The organism is Devosia sp. Z11_6, assembly GCF_058133665.1.
Genome location: NZ_JBYUNQ010000002.1, coordinates 777,420 through 795,125 on the forward strand (window position 1 = coordinate 777,420; position 17,706 = coordinate 795,125).

13 protein-coding genes are annotated in these 17,706 nt (G+C 62.8%); 6 read left to right on the forward strand and 7 right to left on the reverse strand.

Annotation, left to right across the window (positions count from 1 at the left end):
• Nucleotides 1-31: 31 nt before the first annotated feature.
• On the reverse strand, nt 32-2,803 hold the full coding sequence (locus AC3YMN_RS09020; protein WP_489889749.1) for a glycoside hydrolase family 2 protein: 2,772 nt from the start codon (nt 2,801-2,803) through the stop codon (nt 32-34).
• Between the two features lie 158 nt (nt 2,804-2,961).
• Between AC3YMN_RS09020 and AC3YMN_RS09025 the strand changes: the two genes are divergently transcribed.
• Nucleotides 2,962-4,044: a LacI family DNA-binding transcriptional regulator gene (locus AC3YMN_RS09025; protein ID WP_489889750.1), complete on the forward strand. Its 1,083-nt coding sequence runs from the start codon at nt 2,962-2,964 to the stop codon at nt 4,042-4,044.
• Here AC3YMN_RS09025 and AC3YMN_RS09030 read toward each other — a convergent pair.
• From AC3YMN_RS09030 to AC3YMN_RS09040, 3 genes are read right to left on the reverse strand one after another with little or no spacing between them, the layout of a single operon-like run.
• Nucleotides 3,994-4,245 (reverse strand): DUF5985 family protein, encoded by a 252-nt coding sequence (locus AC3YMN_RS09030; RefSeq protein ID WP_172125649.1) that lies wholly within the window; start codon nt 4,243-4,245, stop codon nt 3,994-3,996. The genes AC3YMN_RS09025 and AC3YMN_RS09030 overlap by 51 nt on opposite strands.
• A 3-nt stretch (nt 4,246-4,248) precedes the next feature.
• Nucleotides 4,249-4,518, reverse strand: coding sequence for a DUF5985 family protein (locus tag AC3YMN_RS09035; protein WP_489889751.1), 270 nt, complete (start codon nt 4,516-4,518; stop codon nt 4,249-4,251).
• Nucleotides 4,515-4,865: a hypothetical protein gene (locus AC3YMN_RS09040; RefSeq protein ID WP_489889752.1), complete on the reverse strand. Its 351-nt coding sequence runs from the start codon at nt 4,863-4,865 to the stop codon at nt 4,515-4,517. The genes AC3YMN_RS09035 and AC3YMN_RS09040 overlap by 4 nt, the downstream gene beginning before the upstream one ends.
• A gap of 200 nt (nt 4,866-5,065) precedes the next feature.
• Here AC3YMN_RS09040 and AC3YMN_RS09045 point away from each other — a divergent pair, with 200 nt between their 5' ends.
• A complete protein-coding gene (locus tag AC3YMN_RS09045; RefSeq protein ID WP_489889810.1) occupies nt 5,066-10,741 on the forward strand; it encodes a HAMP domain-containing protein in 5,676 nt (1,891 codons plus the stop codon).
• Nucleotides 10,738-12,777: a response regulator gene (locus AC3YMN_RS09050; RefSeq protein WP_489889753.1), complete on the forward strand. Its 2,040-nt coding sequence runs from the start codon at nt 10,738-10,740 to the stop codon at nt 12,775-12,777. Before AC3YMN_RS09045 ends, AC3YMN_RS09050 begins: the two co-directional genes overlap by 4 nt.
• A gap of 27 nt (nt 12,778-12,804) precedes the next feature.
• Here AC3YMN_RS09050 and AC3YMN_RS09055 read toward each other — a convergent pair whose 3' ends face one another.
• Nucleotides 12,805-13,221, reverse strand: coding sequence for a host attachment family protein (locus AC3YMN_RS09055; RefSeq protein ID WP_489889754.1), 417 nt, complete (start codon nt 13,219-13,221; stop codon nt 12,805-12,807).
• A gap of 245 nt (nt 13,222-13,466) precedes the next feature.
• Here AC3YMN_RS09055 and AC3YMN_RS09060 point away from each other — a divergent pair, with 245 nt between their 5' ends.
• Complete coding sequence (locus tag AC3YMN_RS09060) at nt 13,467-14,012, forward strand: GNAT family N-acetyltransferase (protein ID WP_489889755.1); 546 nt, start codon at nt 13,467-13,469, stop codon at nt 14,010-14,012.
• 18 nt (nt 14,013-14,030) lie between these two features.
• Nucleotides 14,031-14,843 carry a universal stress protein gene (locus AC3YMN_RS09065; protein ID WP_127754617.1) on the forward strand — a complete coding sequence of 271 codons (813 nt, stop codon included), beginning with the start codon at nt 14,031-14,033 and terminating at the stop codon, nt 14,841-14,843.
• A gap of 101 nt (nt 14,844-14,944) precedes the next feature.
• Here the strand turns inward: AC3YMN_RS09065 and AC3YMN_RS09070 are convergent, their stop codons facing one another.
• Both AC3YMN_RS09070 and AC3YMN_RS09075 read right to left on the reverse strand, forming a co-directional pair.
• Nucleotides 14,945-15,532: a helix-turn-helix domain-containing protein gene (locus AC3YMN_RS09070; RefSeq protein ID WP_127754616.1), complete on the reverse strand. Its 588-nt coding sequence runs from the start codon at nt 15,530-15,532 to the stop codon at nt 14,945-14,947.
• A gap of 79 nt (nt 15,533-15,611) precedes the next feature.
• Entirely contained in the window at nt 15,612-16,148 is a 537-nt protein-coding gene (locus tag AC3YMN_RS09075) for a DUF1269 domain-containing protein (RefSeq protein ID WP_172125741.1), read from the reverse strand.
• A gap of 356 nt (nt 16,149-16,504) precedes the next feature.
• Here AC3YMN_RS09075 and AC3YMN_RS09080 point away from each other — a divergent pair, with 356 nt between their 5' ends.
• A complete protein-coding gene (locus AC3YMN_RS09080; protein WP_489889756.1) occupies nt 16,505-17,698 on the forward strand; it encodes an NAD-dependent epimerase/dehydratase family protein in 1,194 nt (397 codons plus the stop codon).
• Nucleotides 17,699-17,706: the final 8 nt, after the last annotated feature.

Sequence of the window (17,706 nt, forward strand, 5' to 3'; positions counted from 1 at the left end):
GGCCGCGGCGATAGCGGCCCCTTGTTTGTGCTTAGTTTAGCTCCAGCTGGGCGATGGTGGCGAGCATGCCATCGAGCAGGGTTGCGGCCACCGGATCAACGCCGGGCGGGTCCTGCATCACCCGGAAGGTGGTGGCAACCAGCGCGCCGCGCCCGATCCGGCGCTCGATGATGGTGGCCGCTGGCTTATGCACCCAGCCCACGACCAGCCCGGCATGCACGAGGCCGTCATATTCCCAGTCGCGCATGCCCCCGAGCACATGGCGGGGGACGACCCGGTCATAGGCGATGTCCAGCATGGGGCCGCCGGGCAAGGCCGCAAAGGCACCATTGCGCTTGATCCAGCTGAAATTGGCGATCCAGTCGCCCCGCCAGATCGTGCCCTGGCGCGGATGGAGCGCGATATTGGGCAGCTGGGTTTCAAAGCCCATATGCAGGCCCGGCTGTTCGTCCTCAACCGGCATGTTGGGCGGTTCGCGCCGGGGGGCATCGGCGCGCAGGTTCTTTTTTTCCTGCAGCTTGGGATGGGCTAGCACCAGATAACGCGCGCCAAAGCGCATTGCCTCGATGTCCTGGGCGTCGAGCATGGAAACAACGGTCACATCGGCATGGGCGGCCGATACGATGCTGTAGCCAAGGCCCTGCAGGAAAGCAGCAAGACTGCCGTCCCGAGTATGAAGGCGCAGCTCGCGCTGGGATTGGCGCGGGGTGAAGACCGAAAGGTCGACGCTGTTGCGCGCCAGTTCCTGCTCGCCAATGCGCAAGGCGAAAGACAGCGTCGCGATCCGGTTGCTGTCATAGCCCGGCAGTTGCAGCTCGGTTGGGGTGAGATCGATCACTTCCAGTGCGTCCGCCTGGGGGACGGGGATGGTGCCCGAGGGGCCATCGGCGAGCGACCAGTGGAGGATCGCGCCGGCCGGCAGGCGGGTGCCCCCGGTGGCGATGGAAAGGCCGAAGCTGAACTTTTCGCCGGCCCAGCCGGAATAATGGAGGATATTGGGCACGATCACGAGATCGGCGTTGATCTGGGGGAAGCGCTCGTGGAACACGCGCGGATTGCGCCGGATGTCGAGGAGCCCATTGGCTTCCCAATGCACATCGGTGATCTCGGTGATCACATAGCCCTGGATGGGCTGGCGGGCCCGCATCGCCTCGATCTGGTATTTGAGATTGTCGAACTGGTACCACTGCACCTTTTCGATAAAGGCATCAAAGCTGCCGAACACCTCGTCGAGATGATAGGCGGCGAACCGGTTCTGCAGCCCATGCGGATAGGCCGAGCTGTCGCCCCAGCCAAAGCCGGTTTCCATCCACCAGGGCTCCGAGCCATCGGGATTGGCGACCTGCTGCGGGTGCGGCAGGCCCCAGACGCCAAATTCGGACACGATCAACGGCTCGTCGCCGGTGCGCTCGGCATCGCCATGGGGCGAGAAGGTCCAGTCGGCGCCCCCAGCGAATTCCTCGGTCAGGCGCTCCCATTCGGCGCGGCGCTCGGGCACGGAGCGGTAGTAATGATAATCGTTGAGGTCGGTCTTGACGTGGAAATTGGGAATGCAGGGCGAGTTGTCGACCACAAGGCGGGTGGGATCGAGCGCCTTAAGCCAGTCGAAGGTTTCCTTGAGCCAGGCGCGGTGGTCGGCGTTTTCCACCAGCCGCGTGCCCCAGTCTTCGTTGATGATGGTCCAGCAGATGATGGAGGGGTGGTTGCCGTCGCGCTCGAGAATGCCCTTCATCGTCTGGCGCAGCCGCTCGGCCGAAGCCAGGGTCAGGGTCGCAACATTGGGGATTTCGGTCCAGATCAGCATGCCCATCCGGTCCGCAACTTCATAGTAGCGCGGGTCGGGCACCTTGATGTGGCAGCGCAGCAGATTGAGGCCTAGCTCCTTGGATTTGCGGAAATGGTCCTCGATGAATTCGAGCGAAGGCGGGGTGCAGATGCCTTCGGGATAATAATCCTGGTCGAGCGCGCCGCGCATATAAAGCGGCTCCCCATTAAGGAACAGCTTGCCGTCGCGCGACTCGACTTTGCGAAAGCCAAAGCTGTGCTCGGTGCGGTCGCTGACGCCCACCGGGCTGCTGAGCTCGACTTGCAGGCGGTAGAGATGGGGGTGCTCCGGCGACCAAAGCAGCGGGTCCGTGACGGCAAGGCTGAACTCGCTTTGCCCGGCCGTGGCGTCGCCCGTTGCAGTTGCGACTACGGTGCCATCGTTCGCCAGCACGGAAAGGGCGACTTGTGCCGGGGCGGACAGGGTCAGCCGCGCGAGCACCGCGCCGGTATCTGGATCAGGGGTGATGGCGCAGCCGGTGAGATGGGCGACCCCGCGCCGCTCCAGCGTGACTGACTGCCAGATGCCGCCCGAGGGGCCGTACCAGCTTTGCTTGCCGTGAGGGATTTCGGAAAACGGAAAGTCCGGGTAGTTGCGCCGGTCGCCCGAGGGCAGGGTGACCGCGACCTCGAGCTGGTTCTCGCCCCTTGTGCCCGGCGGGAGCACGATCTCAAAGGGCAGGTAGCCGCCTTCATGGCTGCCCAGCGGCGTGCCATTGAGGCTGACTTCGGCCAAATAGCTCACGGCGCCAAAGCAGAGCACCAGGGTGCCGCCGTCCCAATCAGCGGGGACGGAAAAGCTGCGGCCATAAATGGCTCGCCCCGAGGCATAGCGCAGATCGGCGAACTCGGCCTGCCATGGGTTGGGCACATCAGCGGTGCGCGTTCGCCCGTCGCTCTCGTGCGTGAAGCTCCACTCACCATCAAGCGACAGAACTGCCCGCAGTCCTTCGCCCGCTTCAACCGCTGCTTGCGTCATGTTGTGCACTCCGGCCGGGCTGCGCTAATATCAGCTCGGGGTTTGATAATATTATTATCAGCTCTAGCGCTGGCGGAGTTCGCCGGCAAGAGGCTAAGCAAGCCGCACCATCGCACCCCTAGATTGGGTGCGGGGGAGCTTGAGGCAAGGAGAAGGCGATGGGCAAGCGCGCGACAATGACCGACATCGCCAATCACGCCGGGGTTTCGCAAGCCACCGTGTCGCTCGTGCTCAATGAGGTGGAGAATGCCCGGGTCGGGGCGGCCACCCGGCAGCGGGTGCTGGAAGCCGCCGATGCGCTGGGCTACCGCAAGACGCAGCGCCTGCACCGCTCACCAACCGGGGCCCGGGTGATCGGGCTGCTGATCGACGATGTGACGACGACCCCCTTTGCCGCCCAGTTCATCGAAGGGGCGCGCGACGAGGCGGCGCTGCATGATTGCATCGTCGCAGTGTTTTGTACCCGGCGCGACGAGGCGCTGGAAGAAGCGGCACTTGATCTCTTGGCAGCGACGCAATTGCAGGGGGTGGTTTATGCAGCCCTGGTGACCCAGGGGGTGACCCCGCCCGAGCGGCTGAAAGCTATCCCGACCATTTTGTTGAACTGCCACGATGACGAGCGAAGGTTTCCTGCCGTGTTGCCGGGCGATGTGGCGGGCGCCTTTGCGGCCACCGAAGCCCTGCTCAAGGCCGGGCATCGCCGCATTGCGCATCTGGCGGGGGAAAGCTGGATGGAAGCGGCGCGGGACCGGGAGCTCGGCTATCGCCGGGCCCTGGCGAGCTGGGATGTGCCGGTGGACCCAGACCTTATCCTTGCGGGCGGATTTACCGTGACGGGCGGGCGCGATCTCACCGCGCAGCTATTGGCGCTGCCCGAGCCGCCCACTGCCTTGTTTTGCTTTAATGACCGGATGGCGGTGGGTGCTTGCGACGCTATCCGCAATCGCGGCCTTCGCGTGCCCGATGATCTTTCGGTGATGGGTTACGACGACGAGGATCTGGTGCGCTATCTGCAGCCGCCGCTTTCGAGCGTGGTGCTGCCCCATGACGAGATGGCGCGCTGGGCGGTTGGGGCGCTGTTTGATGCGGCCGTCATCAAGGCGGAGCGGCCGGTGCGCATGAAAATGGATTGCCCGCTGGCGTTGCGCCAGTCGATCGCTCCACCGGCCCTAGCGCGGGGTGATGCCGGCCTAGCGTCGGTTCTTGAGGACGATGGCGATGATGATGAGCACAAAGGCTGACAGGCGCAGCAGGTAAAGCCAGCTGCGTTCTTCGGCCGGCAAGCCGGACAGCGCCAGCAGCGCCTGGTTGGCCGCCAGCAGCCAGAACGCCGCCGCAAAGGCTGCAAACAGCAATTGGCGGGTGCGCACCCAGAAGCGCAGGAAAAACAGCCCGGAAACCACAAAGCCCATCGTGATCAGGCCGGAAACGAAGTCGAACATCGCCTACTCCGATTCCCAGACCAGACCGAAGATCAACACGCTGACCGCGGCCAGCGAAGCGGCATGCCGCCAAGCCCGCAGGTCGTATAGCGGGAAGATCAAGAGGTCAAACAGGACGATCACGCTGTTGAGAGTCAGGAACAGAAAGCAGATTCCGGCCCAGAACAGCAGGGGCGTGCGGCTGCGCCAGAACCCGCGCAACAGCAGCCCGGTGCAGGCGGCGCTGGCCAGCATGCACAGCACGTAAATGGCAACCGGAATAGCCTCGTTCACTTGGATGGCTTTCTGAGCAGGAACGCGTCGGAAAAGGATTGCAGTTTGGCGTTGGATCGACCAACGATTATTCGGCGAATATAGTTGGGGCGCGCGCGATAGTCGCGCTCGAGCCGTGCCACAAAGCCGGCGACGTCGGGCGAGGCTGCTGAAAAGCGCAGCTTGCCTGGCTCGAGTTGCACCACCAGCCCCGCCTCAACCAGGCCCCGCACCGATTGGGCCACGACAAGTTCGCTGCTGCGCAGCTCGGTCACGAGGCTTGTCGTCGTCCAGCTGCGCTCGGGCTGGGAATACAGCAGCAGCAAGAGCTCGAGCGACCAGACGGAGTCCAGACAGCTCTCGATCATCTCGACAAAGTCAGACTCAGATGGCGCGGGCGGGCTCATTACACAGGGGTGTAGGAGCGGTCAACGCATGGATCAACCCTCACAGCGAGTTTCGTTTCGCTTTTAACAAATCCATGCCATCTGTTTGCGCTTGCGCTAGAAGAGTTTTGGCCGCCCGCAAGAGGCTGACTGGCCGCGATGAGGAGCACACTGCCTTGACCATGACCGCCCCCACCCAACAGCTCGATCGCCGTCATATCCTCAACGCCCTGCGCGCCTTCCGGCGCGGCGATTTTTCGGTACGGCTCGACGGAGATTTCGACGGCATCGACTTCGAGATCGCCCAGAGCTTCAACGAAATCGTTGAGCTCAACGAGGCGCTGACCGATGAATTTGCCCGTCTGGGGCGCGTGGTGGGCAAGGATGGGCGCATCGGCGAGCGCGCGCATGTGCGCAATGCCAGCGGCAGCTGGGAAGCCAGCGTGCGCTCGGTGAACGAGCTGATCGAAGACATGGTGCAGCCCACGGCGGAAGTGGCGCGCGTGATCGGGGCGGTGGCCAAGGGCGATCTCAGCCAATCGATGATGGAAGAGATCGATGGCCGTCCGCTGCGCGGCGAGTTCCTGCGCATCGGCAAGGTGGTCAACACCATGGTCGATCAGCTTAACAGCTTTGCCTCGGAAGTGACGCGCGTGGCGCGTGAAGTGGGCACCGAGGGCAAGCTTGGCGGCCAGGCGCAGGTCAAGGGCGTGGCCGGCACCTGGAAGGACCTCACCGACAATGTGAACTCCATGGCGGCCAACTTGACCAGCCAGGTGCGCAACATTGCCGAAGTGACCACGGCCGTCGCCAATGGCGACTTGAGCCGCAAGATCACCGTGGAGGTGAAGGGCGAGGTGCTCGAGCTCAAGAACACCATCAATACCATGGTGGACCAGCTCAACGCCTTTGCTTCGGAAGTAACGCGCGTGGCGCGCGAAGTGGGCACCGAAGGCAAGCTGGGCGGTCAGGCGCGGGTGGAAGGCGTCGGCGGCACCTGGAAGGACCTCACCGACAATGTGAACCTGATGGCCGAAAATTTGACTGGTCAGGTGCGCAACATCGCCGAAGTGACCACCGCCGTGGCCTCGGGCGATTTGTCCAAAAAGATTACCGTGGACGTGAAGGGGGAAATCCTCGAGCTCAAATCCACCATCAACACCATGGTGGACCAGCTCAACTCCTTTGCTTCGGAAGTGACGCGCGTGGCGCGCGAAGTGGGTACCGAGGGCAAGCTGGGCGGCCAGGCGCAGGTGCGCGGCGTTGGCGGCACCTGGAAGGATCTCACCGACAATGTGAATTTGATGGCGGCGAACCTGACCGGTCAGGTGCGCAATATCGCTGAGGTGACCACCGCCGTGGCCTCTGGTGACCTTTCCAAAAAGATCACCGTGGACGTGAAGGGCGAAATCCTCGAGCTGAAGTCGACCATCAACACCATGGTGGACCAGCTCAATTCCTTTGCCGGGGAAGTGACGCGCGTGGCGCGCGAAGTGGGCACCGAAGGCAAGCTCGGCGGCCAGGCCGATGTGAAGGGCGTCGGCGGCACCTGGAAGGATCTGACCGACAATGTGAACCTGATGGCGGCGAACCTGACCGGTCAGGTGCGCAATATCGCCGAGGTGACCACCGCCGTGGCGCGCGGCGACCTCAGCAAAAAGATCACCGTGGATGTGAAGGGCGAAATCCTCGAGCTCAAGGACACCATCAACACCATGGTGGACCAGCTCAATTCCTTCGCCGGTGAAGTGACGCGCGTGGCGCGCGAAGTGGGTACCGAAGGCAAGCTCGGGGGCCAGGCCCATGTGGAGGGCGTGGCCGGCACCTGGAAGGATCTGACCGACAATGTGAACTCGATGGCGCAGAACCTGACCGGCCAGGTGCGCAACATCGCGGAAGTGACCACCGCTGTGGCTTCGGGTGACCTCAGCAAAAAGATCACGGTGGACGTGAAGGGCGAAATCCTCGAGCTCAAGAACACCATCAATACGATGGTGGACCAGCTCAACTCCTTTGCTTCGGAAGTGACGCGCGTGGCGCGCGAAGTGGGCACCGATGGCAAGCTGGGCGGCCAGGCGCAGGTGCGCGGCGTTGCCGGCACCTGGAAGGACCTGACCGATAATGTGAACGCTATGGCCGCCAACCTCACAGGCCAGGTGCGTAACATCGCCGAAGTGACCACCGCCGTGGCCTCGGGTGACTTGTCCAAGAAGATCACCGTGGCGGTGCGCGGGGAAATCCTCGAGCTCAAGGACACCATCAATACCATGGTGGACCAGCTCAATTCCTTTGCCTCGGAAGTGACCCGCGTGGCGCGTGAAGTGGGCACCGAAGGCAAGCTCGGTGGGCAGGCGCAGGTGCGCGGCGTTGGTGGCACCTGGAAGGATTTGACCGACAACGTGAACCTGATGGCGGCGAACCTCACCGGTCAGGTGCGCAATATCGCTGAGGTGACGACCGCCGTGGCCTCGGGTGACTTGTCCAAGAAGATCACCGTGGACGTGAAGGGCGAGATCCTCGAGCTTAAATCCACCATCAACACCATGGTGGACCAGCTCAACTCCTTTGCCGGCGAAGTGACGCGCGTGGCGCGCGAAGTGGGTACCGAGGGCAAGCTCGGGGGCCAGGCGCGGGTGGAAGGCGTTGCCGGCACCTGGAAAGACCTCACCGACAATGTGAACCTGATGGCGACCAACCTCACCAACCAGGTGCGCGGCATTGCCGAAGTGGTGACCGCGGTGGCGCAGGGTAACCTCAAGCGCAAGCTCGCGGTGGATGCCAAGGGCGAAATCGCCGCCCTTGCCGAAACCATCAACGGCATGATCGAAACGCTCGCCACCTTTGCCGACCAGGTGACCAATGTGGCGCGCGAAGTGGGCATCGAGGGCAAGCTCGGCGGCCAGGCGCGCGTGCCGGGTGCCGCGGGCCTCTGGCGCGACCTCACCGACAATGTGAACCAGCTGGCGGCGAACCTCACCACCCAGGTGCGCGCCATTGCCGAAGTGTCGACAGCCGTGACCAAGGGCGACCTGACGCGCTCCATTTCGGTGGAAGCCTCGGGCGAGGTCGCCGCGCTCAAGGACAACATCAACGAGATGATCCGCAATCTCAAGGATCAGACCCTCAAGAATGCCGAGCAGGATTGGCTCAAGACCAACCTGGCGCGCTTTTCGCGCATGCTGCAGGGCGAGCGCGACCTCTCGACCGTGTCGCGCCTGATCATGAGCGAGCTCGCCCCATTGGTGAACGCGCAATATGGCGTGTTCTATGTGACGACGCGCGAAGACAGCGAAACCCGGCTGGAACTCGCCGCCAGCTATGGGGCGGAAAGCCATGCCCAGATCCGCAGCCAGGTGGCGCTGCGCGAAGGGCTGATCGGGCAAAGCGCCGCCGACCGGCGCGTCATCATGCTCGACAATGTGCCGCCCGATTTCCTCAAGATCAGCTCGGGCCTCGGCTCGGCCGATCCGGCCAATGTGATCATCCTGCCGGCGCTGTTTGAAGAGGAAGTAAAGGCCGTGATCGAGCTCGCCTCGTTCAGCGAGTTCAACGACACCCATCAGAGCTTCCTCAACCAGCTGATGGAATCGGTGGGCATCGTGCTCAATACCATTGCGGCCACCATGCGCACCGAGGGGCTGCTCAAGCAGTCCCAGCTGCTGACCGCCGAGCTGCAGTCGCGTCAGTCCGAACTCACCAAAAAGCAGGAAGAACTGCACGCTACCAACGAGGAGCTGCAGGAAAAGGCGCAGCTGCTCGAAAACGAGAAAAAGCAGGTCGAAAACAAGAATCTCGAAATCGAAATGGCGCGCCGGGCGCTGGAGGAAAAGGCCGAACAGCTGGCCCTGACCTCCAAATACAAGTCCGAGTTCCTGGCCAATATGTCCCACGAGCTGCGCACGCCGCTCAATTCGCTGCTGATCCTGTCCAAGCTCCTCGCCTCCAACCAGCAGGGGAACCTGAACGACAAGCAGGTGGAATTCGCGCGCACCATCAATGCGGCGGGCACGGACCTGCTCAACCTCATCAACGACATTCTCGATCTCTCCAAGATCGAGTCCGGCACAGTTTCCATCGATATCGGTCATGTGAAGCTGACCCAGCTGCGCCAGCATATGGAGCGCACCTTCCGCCAGCTCGCCACCGACAAGGGGCTGAACTTTGCCATCGACATCGATCCGGCGCTGCCCGAAACCATGCGCACCGACGAAAAGCGGCTGCAGCAGGTGGTGCTGAACCTCCTATCGAACGCCTTCAAGTTCACCGCACAAGGGCAGGTCAAACTCCGCTTCGGCCTCGAAGCGGTGGATGCGCACGGCCAGGGCGGGAGTCGCATGCTCGCTGTCGCCGTCAGCGATACCGGCATCGGCATTCCCGAGGAAAAGCAGAAGCTGATCTTTGAAGCCTTCCAGCAGGCCGATGGCACGACCAGCCGCAAATATGGCGGCACCGGGCTTGGGCTCTCGATCAGCCGCGAGATCGCCAATCTCCTGGGGGGCGAACTCAAGGTGCAGAGCACGCCCGGCCAGGGCTCGACTTTCACCCTTGTCGTGCCCCTTGATGGTCCCGAAACGCTGGGCCTGCAGCATAGCCCCGCTGCGGTCGAGCCCAGTCCCGCGAGCCCTGCCAGCCCGGGGGAGGCGCCCGATGGCGATGATCGCAACACGATCCAGCCCGGCGACAAGGTGATCCTGATCGTCGAGGACGACCCGACCTTTGGCCGGGTGCTGCTGGATGTCGCCCGTTCCGCCGGGCTCAAGGGTGTGCTGTCCAATGCCGGTTCGGGCACGCTGTCATTGGCACGCAAGACCATGCCCGATGCGATCACGCTTGATCTTGGGCTCAGCGATATCGATGGCTGGGTGCTGTTTGACCTGTTGCAGCATGATCCCAAGACCGCATCGATCCCGATCCACGTGATTTCGGGCGCCGAGCATGCGGCAGAGCTGACCGCCAAGGGCGCGGCCAGCGTGATGCTCAAGCCAGTTGATCCGCAGCAGCTGACGGCCGTGTTCGAGGCCATCAGCAGCAATCCGGATCGCAATCATCGCCGTGTGCTCGTGGTGGACGCCGACGCCGAGCGGCGCCTGGCCACCACCGAGGCGATCCGGGATGGGCTGACCGCCGTCACCGCCGTGGCGCTGCTGCCGGCCAACAGCGATGAGGCGGCGCTGGATGGCTATGATCACGTCGTGGTCGCGATTGGCCGCTCCGCCAAGGACGACCAGGCCGCTCTTGGGCGGCTTGGCAGCCACGGGAGCGCAGTTCTGGGCAAGACGGTGATCTTTGGCGCCAATGCCGAAGCGCTGCTGGGCTCGGCCGCAAACAGCGCCCTTGCCGGCCTGCCGCGCGCCGAAAGCCTGTCCCAGCTGACCGAGCTCGTCGCGCGCCAGCCAGCGTCCGGCCCGGGCGAAAGCGATCGCGCTGCCACCCAGGATCTGGTGGGCACCAAAGTGCTGATCATCGACGATGACATCCGCAACATTTATTCGCTCACCAGCATGCTCGAAACGTGCGGCATCGAGGTGCTGCATGCCGAAAGCGGGCGCGAGGGTATCGCCATCCTCGAGCAAAATCCCGATACCCATATTGCCCTGGTCGACATCATGATGCCCGAAATGGATGGCTACGAAACCATGCGCACGATCCGGGGCCGCCTGGCTCTGGCGCATATTCCGCTGATCTCGGTCACCGCCAAGGCGATGAAGGGGGACCGGCAGAAATGCCTCGATGCAGGAGCGTCCGATTACATTGCCAAGCCGGTGGATCTTGATTTGTTGCTGGCCCTGCTGCGGGTCTGGGTCGCGCGTTCGCGGGAACGGAGCGCGGCATTGGGCATGACTGCGACGCGCGCATGACCTCGGGTTTGACCGAGCTGAGCGGAATGGAACTTGGCCGCCCCGGCGACAGCCTGGCCGGGGCGGCGCCTCGTCCACGCGTGCTGGTGGTGGATGATGATCCGCGCAATCTCCTGGCGCTGAGCGAAGTGCTCCAGGATGTGGCCGAAATCGTCACCGCGTCCTCGGGCACCGAAGCGCTGCGATTCCTGCTCAAGGAGCAGTTCGCGGTGATCCTGCTCGATGTGCTGATGCCCGGCATCGATGGCTATGAAACGGCCAAGCTCGTGCGCATGCGCGAGCAGTCGCGCGACATCCCGATCATCTTCCTGACCGCGATCAACAAGGAAGATGCCCATCTGATGCGCGGCTATGACAGCGGCGCGGTGGACTTCGTGTTCAAGCCGTTCGATCCCACCATCCTGCGCTCCAAGGTGCAGATCTTTGTCAGCCTGTTTGAAAAAACCCGCGAGATCGAGCGTAATGCCGAGCGCGAGCAGGTGCTGCTGCACGAGGCGCTGCGCGCCCAGGCCGAAAAGCTGCGCACGGACCAGGCGCTGCGCGAGGCCGAAGAGCGCCAGGCCCTGCTGCTGCGCTCCCTGCCGCTTGCGGTTTATCAGATCGAGGCCGGGGCTGGGGCGCCCAGCTTCATTGCCGGCGATATCGAGAGCCTGACCGGGTTTTCCCCCGAAGCCTTTGCCGAGGACGCAAGGCTTTGGCTCGGGCGCATCCACCCCGACGATCGCGACGGGACCATTGGCGCGGCAGGCGAGGCCTTCAAGCCGGGCGAGTATCGCTGGCAGCATCGCGACGGCACTTATCGCGTCTTCGTGGATCAAAGGGTGCCGGTTTCCGGACGGGATGGCATTCATGTCGGCACGCTGCGCGACATCACCGAACAGCGCCGGCTCCAGGACCAATTGCTGCAATCGCAAAAGCTCGATGCGATCGGCAAGCTGACCGGCGGGATCGCGCACGACTTCAACAATCTTCTGGCTTCCGTGCTGAGCGGGATTGGCCTCCTTGAGCGGCGCAGCGAACTTGATGAACGCGGCCGCAAGGTTTTGGGCATGATGCGCCATGCCGCCCAGCAAGGCGCGCATCTGGTTAATCGCATGCTGACCTTTTCGCGCCGGCAGAACCTGCAGCCCGAGGTGATCCGGATCGAGGCGGTGGCGCAGGCGCTTGATGGCTTGCTCGCGCCGGTTCTGGGTGGGCTCGTGACGCTGAGCTGGGAACTCGAGGCGGCGCTTTGGCCCGCCTTTGTGGACGGAGGCGAGCTTGAGCTGGCGCTGATGAATCTCGTGATCAATGCCCGCGATGCCATGCCGACGGGCGGCACGGTGACCATCACTGGCGTCAACCGGCACCTGCCGGTTGACAGAGGGGACCTCAAGGCCGGCGATTACGTCGTGCTGTCGGTCGCCGATACCGGCACCGGCATTCCGCCCGAACTGCTGGAGCGGGTGCTCGAGCCTTTCTTCACCACCAAAGATGCGGGCAAGGGCACAGGCCTGGGCTTAAGCTCCGTGCTGGGCTTTGCCCAGCAGTCGGGGGGAACGCTGCTCACTTCGAGCGTAGTAGGGGCGGGCACGGTTATGGAGGTCTGGTTGCCGCGCTGCGCCGAGATCGCCCCCAGCCTGATCTCGGACGCGATCAGCGAGCCGGAGCTGGCTGTCACCGCCGGGCAAACGATTTTGCTGGTCGATGACGCGGTGGGTTTGCGCGATCTTACCCAGATGCATCTGAGCGATGCCGGTTATGCGGTCACTTGCGCGGCGAGCGGCACCGAGGCGCTGGAGTTGATCCGGGGCGGGGCGGACCGCTTCGACGTCATTGTCACCGATTATGCCATGCCCAACATGTCCGGACTTGACCTGATCACAGCCGCGCGGGCGCAGCGGCCGCTATGGCCCGCCGTCATCATCAGCGGCTACGCCGATCTGGAAGACGTCGCTCGCCGGCCACCCGATGTTCCGCTGCTGGCCAAGCCCTTTACCCGGGCCGCATTGCTGCAAGCGGTCCGCAACGTCGCCGTCCAGCGCTCGACGCACTAGCCGCGCTTCAAAACGAGGCGGTCGGCGTCAGCCGGCCGCGTCGCGGATGGCGGCGGCGATTTCCGTGGTTGTTTGCCTGGTGAGTTCCTTGGGCAACTCCAGCATGATGCTGGCCGAAACGGTCTTGTGCATGGTTTGGCGCAGCTGACCCAGGGTCTGCGGATCGGCAGCGAGCACGAGATGCTCGAACTTGTTGGCCTGCTTCATTGTGTAAAGGGCTTCGGCCAGTTGCTTGGCGAAGGTCGCCTCGTCGGTCTGGCGGGGCGTTTGCTCCTCGGGGCGGACCCCGGACGGGCCTTCGCGGTCAAGGTTCTGTGGGGTGAGGCGCTGTTCCTCGGTCAGGCTCAGATTTGCCCTGATCCCATGGGTGCGCAGCAGCACGGCCTGGTGCCCATCAGCGACCACCACCAGCGTGCGCTGGGGAATGTAAATGATATCGGACATGATTGATTTTCCTGGGTCCCCGCGGGCGGGCGATTTGCAGGCAAACGATGCGTTTGGCGCGATGTTCCCGGTTTTGCCCGCATGGGCTTAACGAGCTCGTAAACCCCACGCGCATTCGCTCGGCAAACCGGCCCGCCAGGACGCGCGGGAATTGATAAGCGTCAAAACCTTGCTGCGGGAATGGGGCATGGTGCGGGCCACCGCCCGGCGCAAAGCCGGTCGGCGCGAGCAGGAGCGCCACCGCCATGGCTCAATGGGAGAGCGACCTCACCACCCGCACCGGCTTTACCTTTCATGTCCGGCCTGTTCGGGGGGATGACGCGGTGGCGCTGCAGGAATTCTTCGGGCATGTCTCGCCCGAGGATCTGCGCTTCCGGTTCCTCAGCACAGTCAAGAAGGTGGGCCAGGATCGCCTCCGGGCCATGACCGAGGTCGACCATCAGCGCACTGAAAATTTCGTCGCCATCGACCCCGATACAGGCGCGGTGATCGCGACGGCCATGCTGGCCTGCGATCCCGCCATGGCAGTGGGGGAAGTCGCCATCTCCATCCGGCAGGACTTCAAGAGCCGCGGCGTGAGCTGGGAGCTGCTGGGCTATGTGAGCCGCTTTGCCCAGGCCAGGGGCGTTGGGCGGCTCGAGTCGATCGAGGACCGCTCCAATCTGTCGGCCATCAGTCTCGAAAAGGAGATGGGTTTCACCTCCCGGGCCTGCCCGGGCGATCCCACAGTGGTTGTGCTGGAAAAGCAATTGCGCCCCCTGGCCGGGGCGCTCGATGCGCATCAATCCTAAGGCGAAAAGGGCTGCAAAATGATCAAGAACATCGTGGTTCATCTCACCGGTTCAGACCAGGACCAAGCGCGCTTGGGGGTAGCCGAATCCATCGGCAACCGCTTCGATGCCCATCTGACGGGGCTTTACGTGCATATCCTGCCCGAAACCTCTGATCTCGACCCCATCGTGATGGCCGGGATGGAACCCTGGTTCGAGCAGTCCGCTGCGCGCGCCGATGAAAGCTTCAAAAAGCTCAAAACCCGGTTTGACGATTTGGGCATCCCCCATGATGTGCGCCGGCTCGATGTGTCGTCGGGCGCTGCGGGGCAGGCCATGGCTGCGCGCGCCCGGGTCGCCGACCTTTTTGTGGCAGCCCGGCCCGAGGAGGATCCGGCCGAGGACGTGAACATGGAAGTGTCCGTGTTGTTCGGCTCGGGGCGGGCGTGCTTGTTCGTGCCCCAGAATGGCCGGCACACCAATGGCTTCAATACGGTGACGGTCGCCTGGGATGGCAGCCGCGAGGCGGTGCGCGCCATTACCGAAGCCATGCCCTTTCTCGAGCAGGCCAGCCAGGTGATCATCGTCTCGCTGCGCCAGGATGAGGACGCCCTGTCCGCTGGTGATCTTGCCCGCCATTTGCGGCGCCACGGCATCTCGGCCGAGGTCAGGACGCTCGACACCGACACCGAGGGCTCAGGGGAAGCCTTGCTCGACGAGGTCGGGCGCACCGGGGCCAATCTGCTGGTGATGGGCGGCTATGGCCATTCCAAATTCATGGACTGGGTGCTGGGCGGGGCCACCCGCTATGTGCTGACCCATGCCGATATTCCGGTGCTGATGGCCCGTTAGCGCCATGCCTGCCTAGACGGTTGTGCCCCAAGGGCCTGGTGGTGCACTGAGGCGCTCCGGCCCGCCCTCCCCCAGCGGGGAGGGGGGCGGGAGCTATGCGATCACTGGATCTGCTGGAGTGCGGGCAGGTTCAGCACTTTGATGTAGTGGGTGCTGGGCACGCTGACGATCCCGGCATCCTTGAACCGCCGCAGGACCCGCGAAACCGTTTCGGGGCTGATGCCAAGATAAGCGGCGATGTCGAGCCGGTGCATGGGAAGCGCCAGAAGATTGTTGCCGTTGCGCTCGACGAGGTCGCAAAAGAACGCCGCCAGGCGCGCATCGGCCGTTCCCAGCGAAACGATCAACAATTGTTCGCGCAGGCGGGTGAGACTGGGCAGTAGCTGCTTGTGGCGCCATTCGGCGGCATTGGGGTCCTTGGTGGGCCCGAACACCCGAATACCGGTGGTTCCTGCCGATTCAGCGGAGAAACAGTGTTCGCTTTCGCTTTCCCAGCCAAACACTTCGTTGGGAAAAAAGAACCCGCCGACCTGGCGATTGCCGCCATAGGTCACGCGGGCCAGGAGGACGCACCCGAACTGTACCGAGTACAGGGACCCCGAAGGGTCCCCTTGCCGGTAGATCTTCATGCCATTGCTGTAGATGGAGATAGGTGCCTCGGCACTGGAGGTCTTAACATGTTGGCTCATGCCTGGCTCCTAAGGGTTCATTGCGCTGCTGATCGGGAGGGTCGTCAGTCTGGGGCAGCAAGATGCATGGCATGGCTCCTTAGGCTGCGACCGGATTGTCTTGCTGGCGAGCGCGCATGATTGCCTCGTGCAGCTTTTTCTCCTGGTCGGGCGAAAGCGAGCTTTTCAGGATCGTGCCATTGAACTTGGACAGCTCGGCGATAACCTTTTCCGGTTGCGCCTTGCGCACGAGGATGAACAAGGCCGAGGTGCCGGGCGTGAGCTTTTCCGCCACGGAGCGGACAAAGGTGTCATCCAGCCCATAATCGACGAGCGACCCCGAAATGGCGCCAGTGGCAGCGCCAAGCAGTCCGCCTATGGCCAGGCCGGCGAGCGGATTGAGAAACAACAGGCCGACAAGGGTGCCCCAGGCGATGCCCGAAAGCCCACCATAGGCGGCGCCCGCGCCGGCCACATTGTAACTCTGCTTGAGATTGATCTTGCCGTCGTGGCGGCGGATCACCACCACGGCATCGTCGAGATCAATCAGGTACTCCTTTTGGAGTTGATTGAGTTCGTGGAGCACGCGGTCGGCTTCATTCACGTCGTCAAACGATATCGCTATTAGGTCACTCACCTTGCCATCTCCTTGAAAATCAAGTGTGTCCGCCGGTACGTGAACTGAAGAAGCTTCACCGCCGTCCTGACAAAAATCAAAATACGTCGAGGCAATATTTAGTTCCGTTTCCAGAGTACTTGGATTTTGATTCATAGAATAACTGCGATCGTGGCAATTTAGATTGTGTGACAGTCTGAAATACACACGAGCAAATAGTGGAATTAGTCTCTAAGTTTATTGTTCCAGTCGGTCTTCTTTGTGCCGGAACAATTCCGCAATCTTGACCGATGTCAATAAGCTGTTCGATGTGCCCCCTATGATCCCCCGCTATCAGGAGCGTCCTCCCGGATGCATGTCCCAGTGCGGAGTTGAAAATGCGATCGGTACTCGTTCTTGGCGGGGACGGCTTTTGCGGCTGGCCCACAGCCTTGCACCTTTCGGCCCGCGGCTACCGGGTTGGCATCATCGACAATCTGTCGCGCCGCCACATCGATGACGAAATGGGCGCGGGCAGCCTCAGCCCGATCACCTCCATCCGGGAGCGGCTCGACATCTGGCGGGATATATCGGGCCAGCAGATCGACTACTTCTTTATCGACGTCGCCCGCGACTTCCACAGCCTGCGCGACGCCATCGAGATATTTGCGCCCGATACCGTCGTCCACTTTGCTGAACAACGCTCCGCCCCTTACTCGATGACCAATTCAAGTCACAAGCGCTATACGATGGAGAACAATATTGGTGGCACGCACAACTTGCTCGCGGCCATTGTTGATCTTGCCAAGTCTATTCACGTCGTCCATCTGGGGACGACCGGCGTTTATGGTTATGCCAGCGCCGGGGTCGAAATCCCCGAAGGCTATCTCGATGTCCTGATCAAGGCCCACGACAATGATTTTGTGAAGCGCTCGATCCTGTTCCCCACCAGTCCCGGCTCGGTCTATCACCTGACCAAGTCGATGGATCAGCTGATCTTCCAATACTACGCCCACAATGATCGCCTGCCGATCACCGATCTGCACCAGGGCATTGTTTGGGGCACGCAGACCGAGGAAACCCGCCAGCACGACGGCCTCGTGAACCGCTTCGATTATGATGGCGATTACGGCACGGTGCTCAACCGATTCCTGATGCAGGCCGTGGTGGGCCATGCCCTGACCGTGCATGGCACCGGAGGGCAGACGCGCGCCTTTATCAACATCCAGGACACGGTACGCTGCGTCCAGCTCGCCATCGACAATCCGCCCCAGCCCGGCGATCGGGTCAAGATCTTCAACCAGGTTGCCGAAACCAAGCGGGTGCGGGATTTGGCCGAGATGATCGCCGCCATGACCGGCGCGCGCATCGCCTATGTCGACAATCCCCGCAATGAAGACGCCGAAAACGATCTGCTCATGTCCAATGCGGCTTTCCGATCTTTCGGGCTCGATCCGATCCTGCTGCGTGAACAGCTGTTCGGCGAAACCATGGAAATCGTGGAGCGCTTCAAGTCGCGCTACAACCCCAAAATGGTGGCGGCCCGCTCCTTGTGGACCCGAAACCATCGCCCCGGCCTTGTGAAAGAGTGAGTTTGAGC

Coding starts and splice junctions, on each gene's coding strand:
- AC3YMN_RS09020 (WP_489889749.1), bottom strand. CDS start 2,803: ATGACGCAAGCAGCGGTTGAAGCGGGCGAAGGACTGCGGGCAGTTCTG.
- AC3YMN_RS09025 (WP_489889750.1), top strand. CDS start 2,962: ATGGGCAAGCGCGCGACAATGACCGACATCGCCAATCACGCCGGGGTT.
- AC3YMN_RS09030 (WP_172125649.1), bottom strand. CDS start 4,245: ATGTTCGACTTCGTTTCCGGCCTGATCACGATGGGCTTTGTGGTTTCC.
- AC3YMN_RS09040 (WP_489889752.1), bottom strand. CDS start 4,865: ATGATCGAGAGCTGTCTGGACTCCGTCTGGTCGCTCGAGCTCTTGCTG.
- AC3YMN_RS09045 (WP_489889810.1), top strand. CDS start 5,066: ATGACCGCCCCCACCCAACAGCTCGATCGCCGTCATATCCTCAACGCC.
- AC3YMN_RS09050 (WP_489889753.1), top strand. CDS start 10,738: ATGACCTCGGGTTTGACCGAGCTGAGCGGAATGGAACTTGGCCGCCCC.
- AC3YMN_RS09055 (WP_489889754.1), bottom strand. CDS start 13,221: ATGTCCGATATCATTTACATTCCCCAGCGCACGCTGGTGGTGGTCGCT.
- AC3YMN_RS09060 (WP_489889755.1), top strand. CDS start 13,467: ATGGCTCAATGGGAGAGCGACCTCACCACCCGCACCGGCTTTACCTTT.
- AC3YMN_RS09065 (WP_127754617.1), top strand. CDS start 14,031: ATGATCAAGAACATCGTGGTTCATCTCACCGGTTCAGACCAGGACCAA.
- AC3YMN_RS09070 (WP_127754616.1), bottom strand. CDS start 15,532: ATGAGCCAACATGTTAAGACCTCCAGTGCCGAGGCACCTATCTCCATC.
- AC3YMN_RS09080 (WP_489889756.1), top strand. CDS start 16,505: ATGCGATCGGTACTCGTTCTTGGCGGGGACGGCTTTTGCGGCTGGCCC.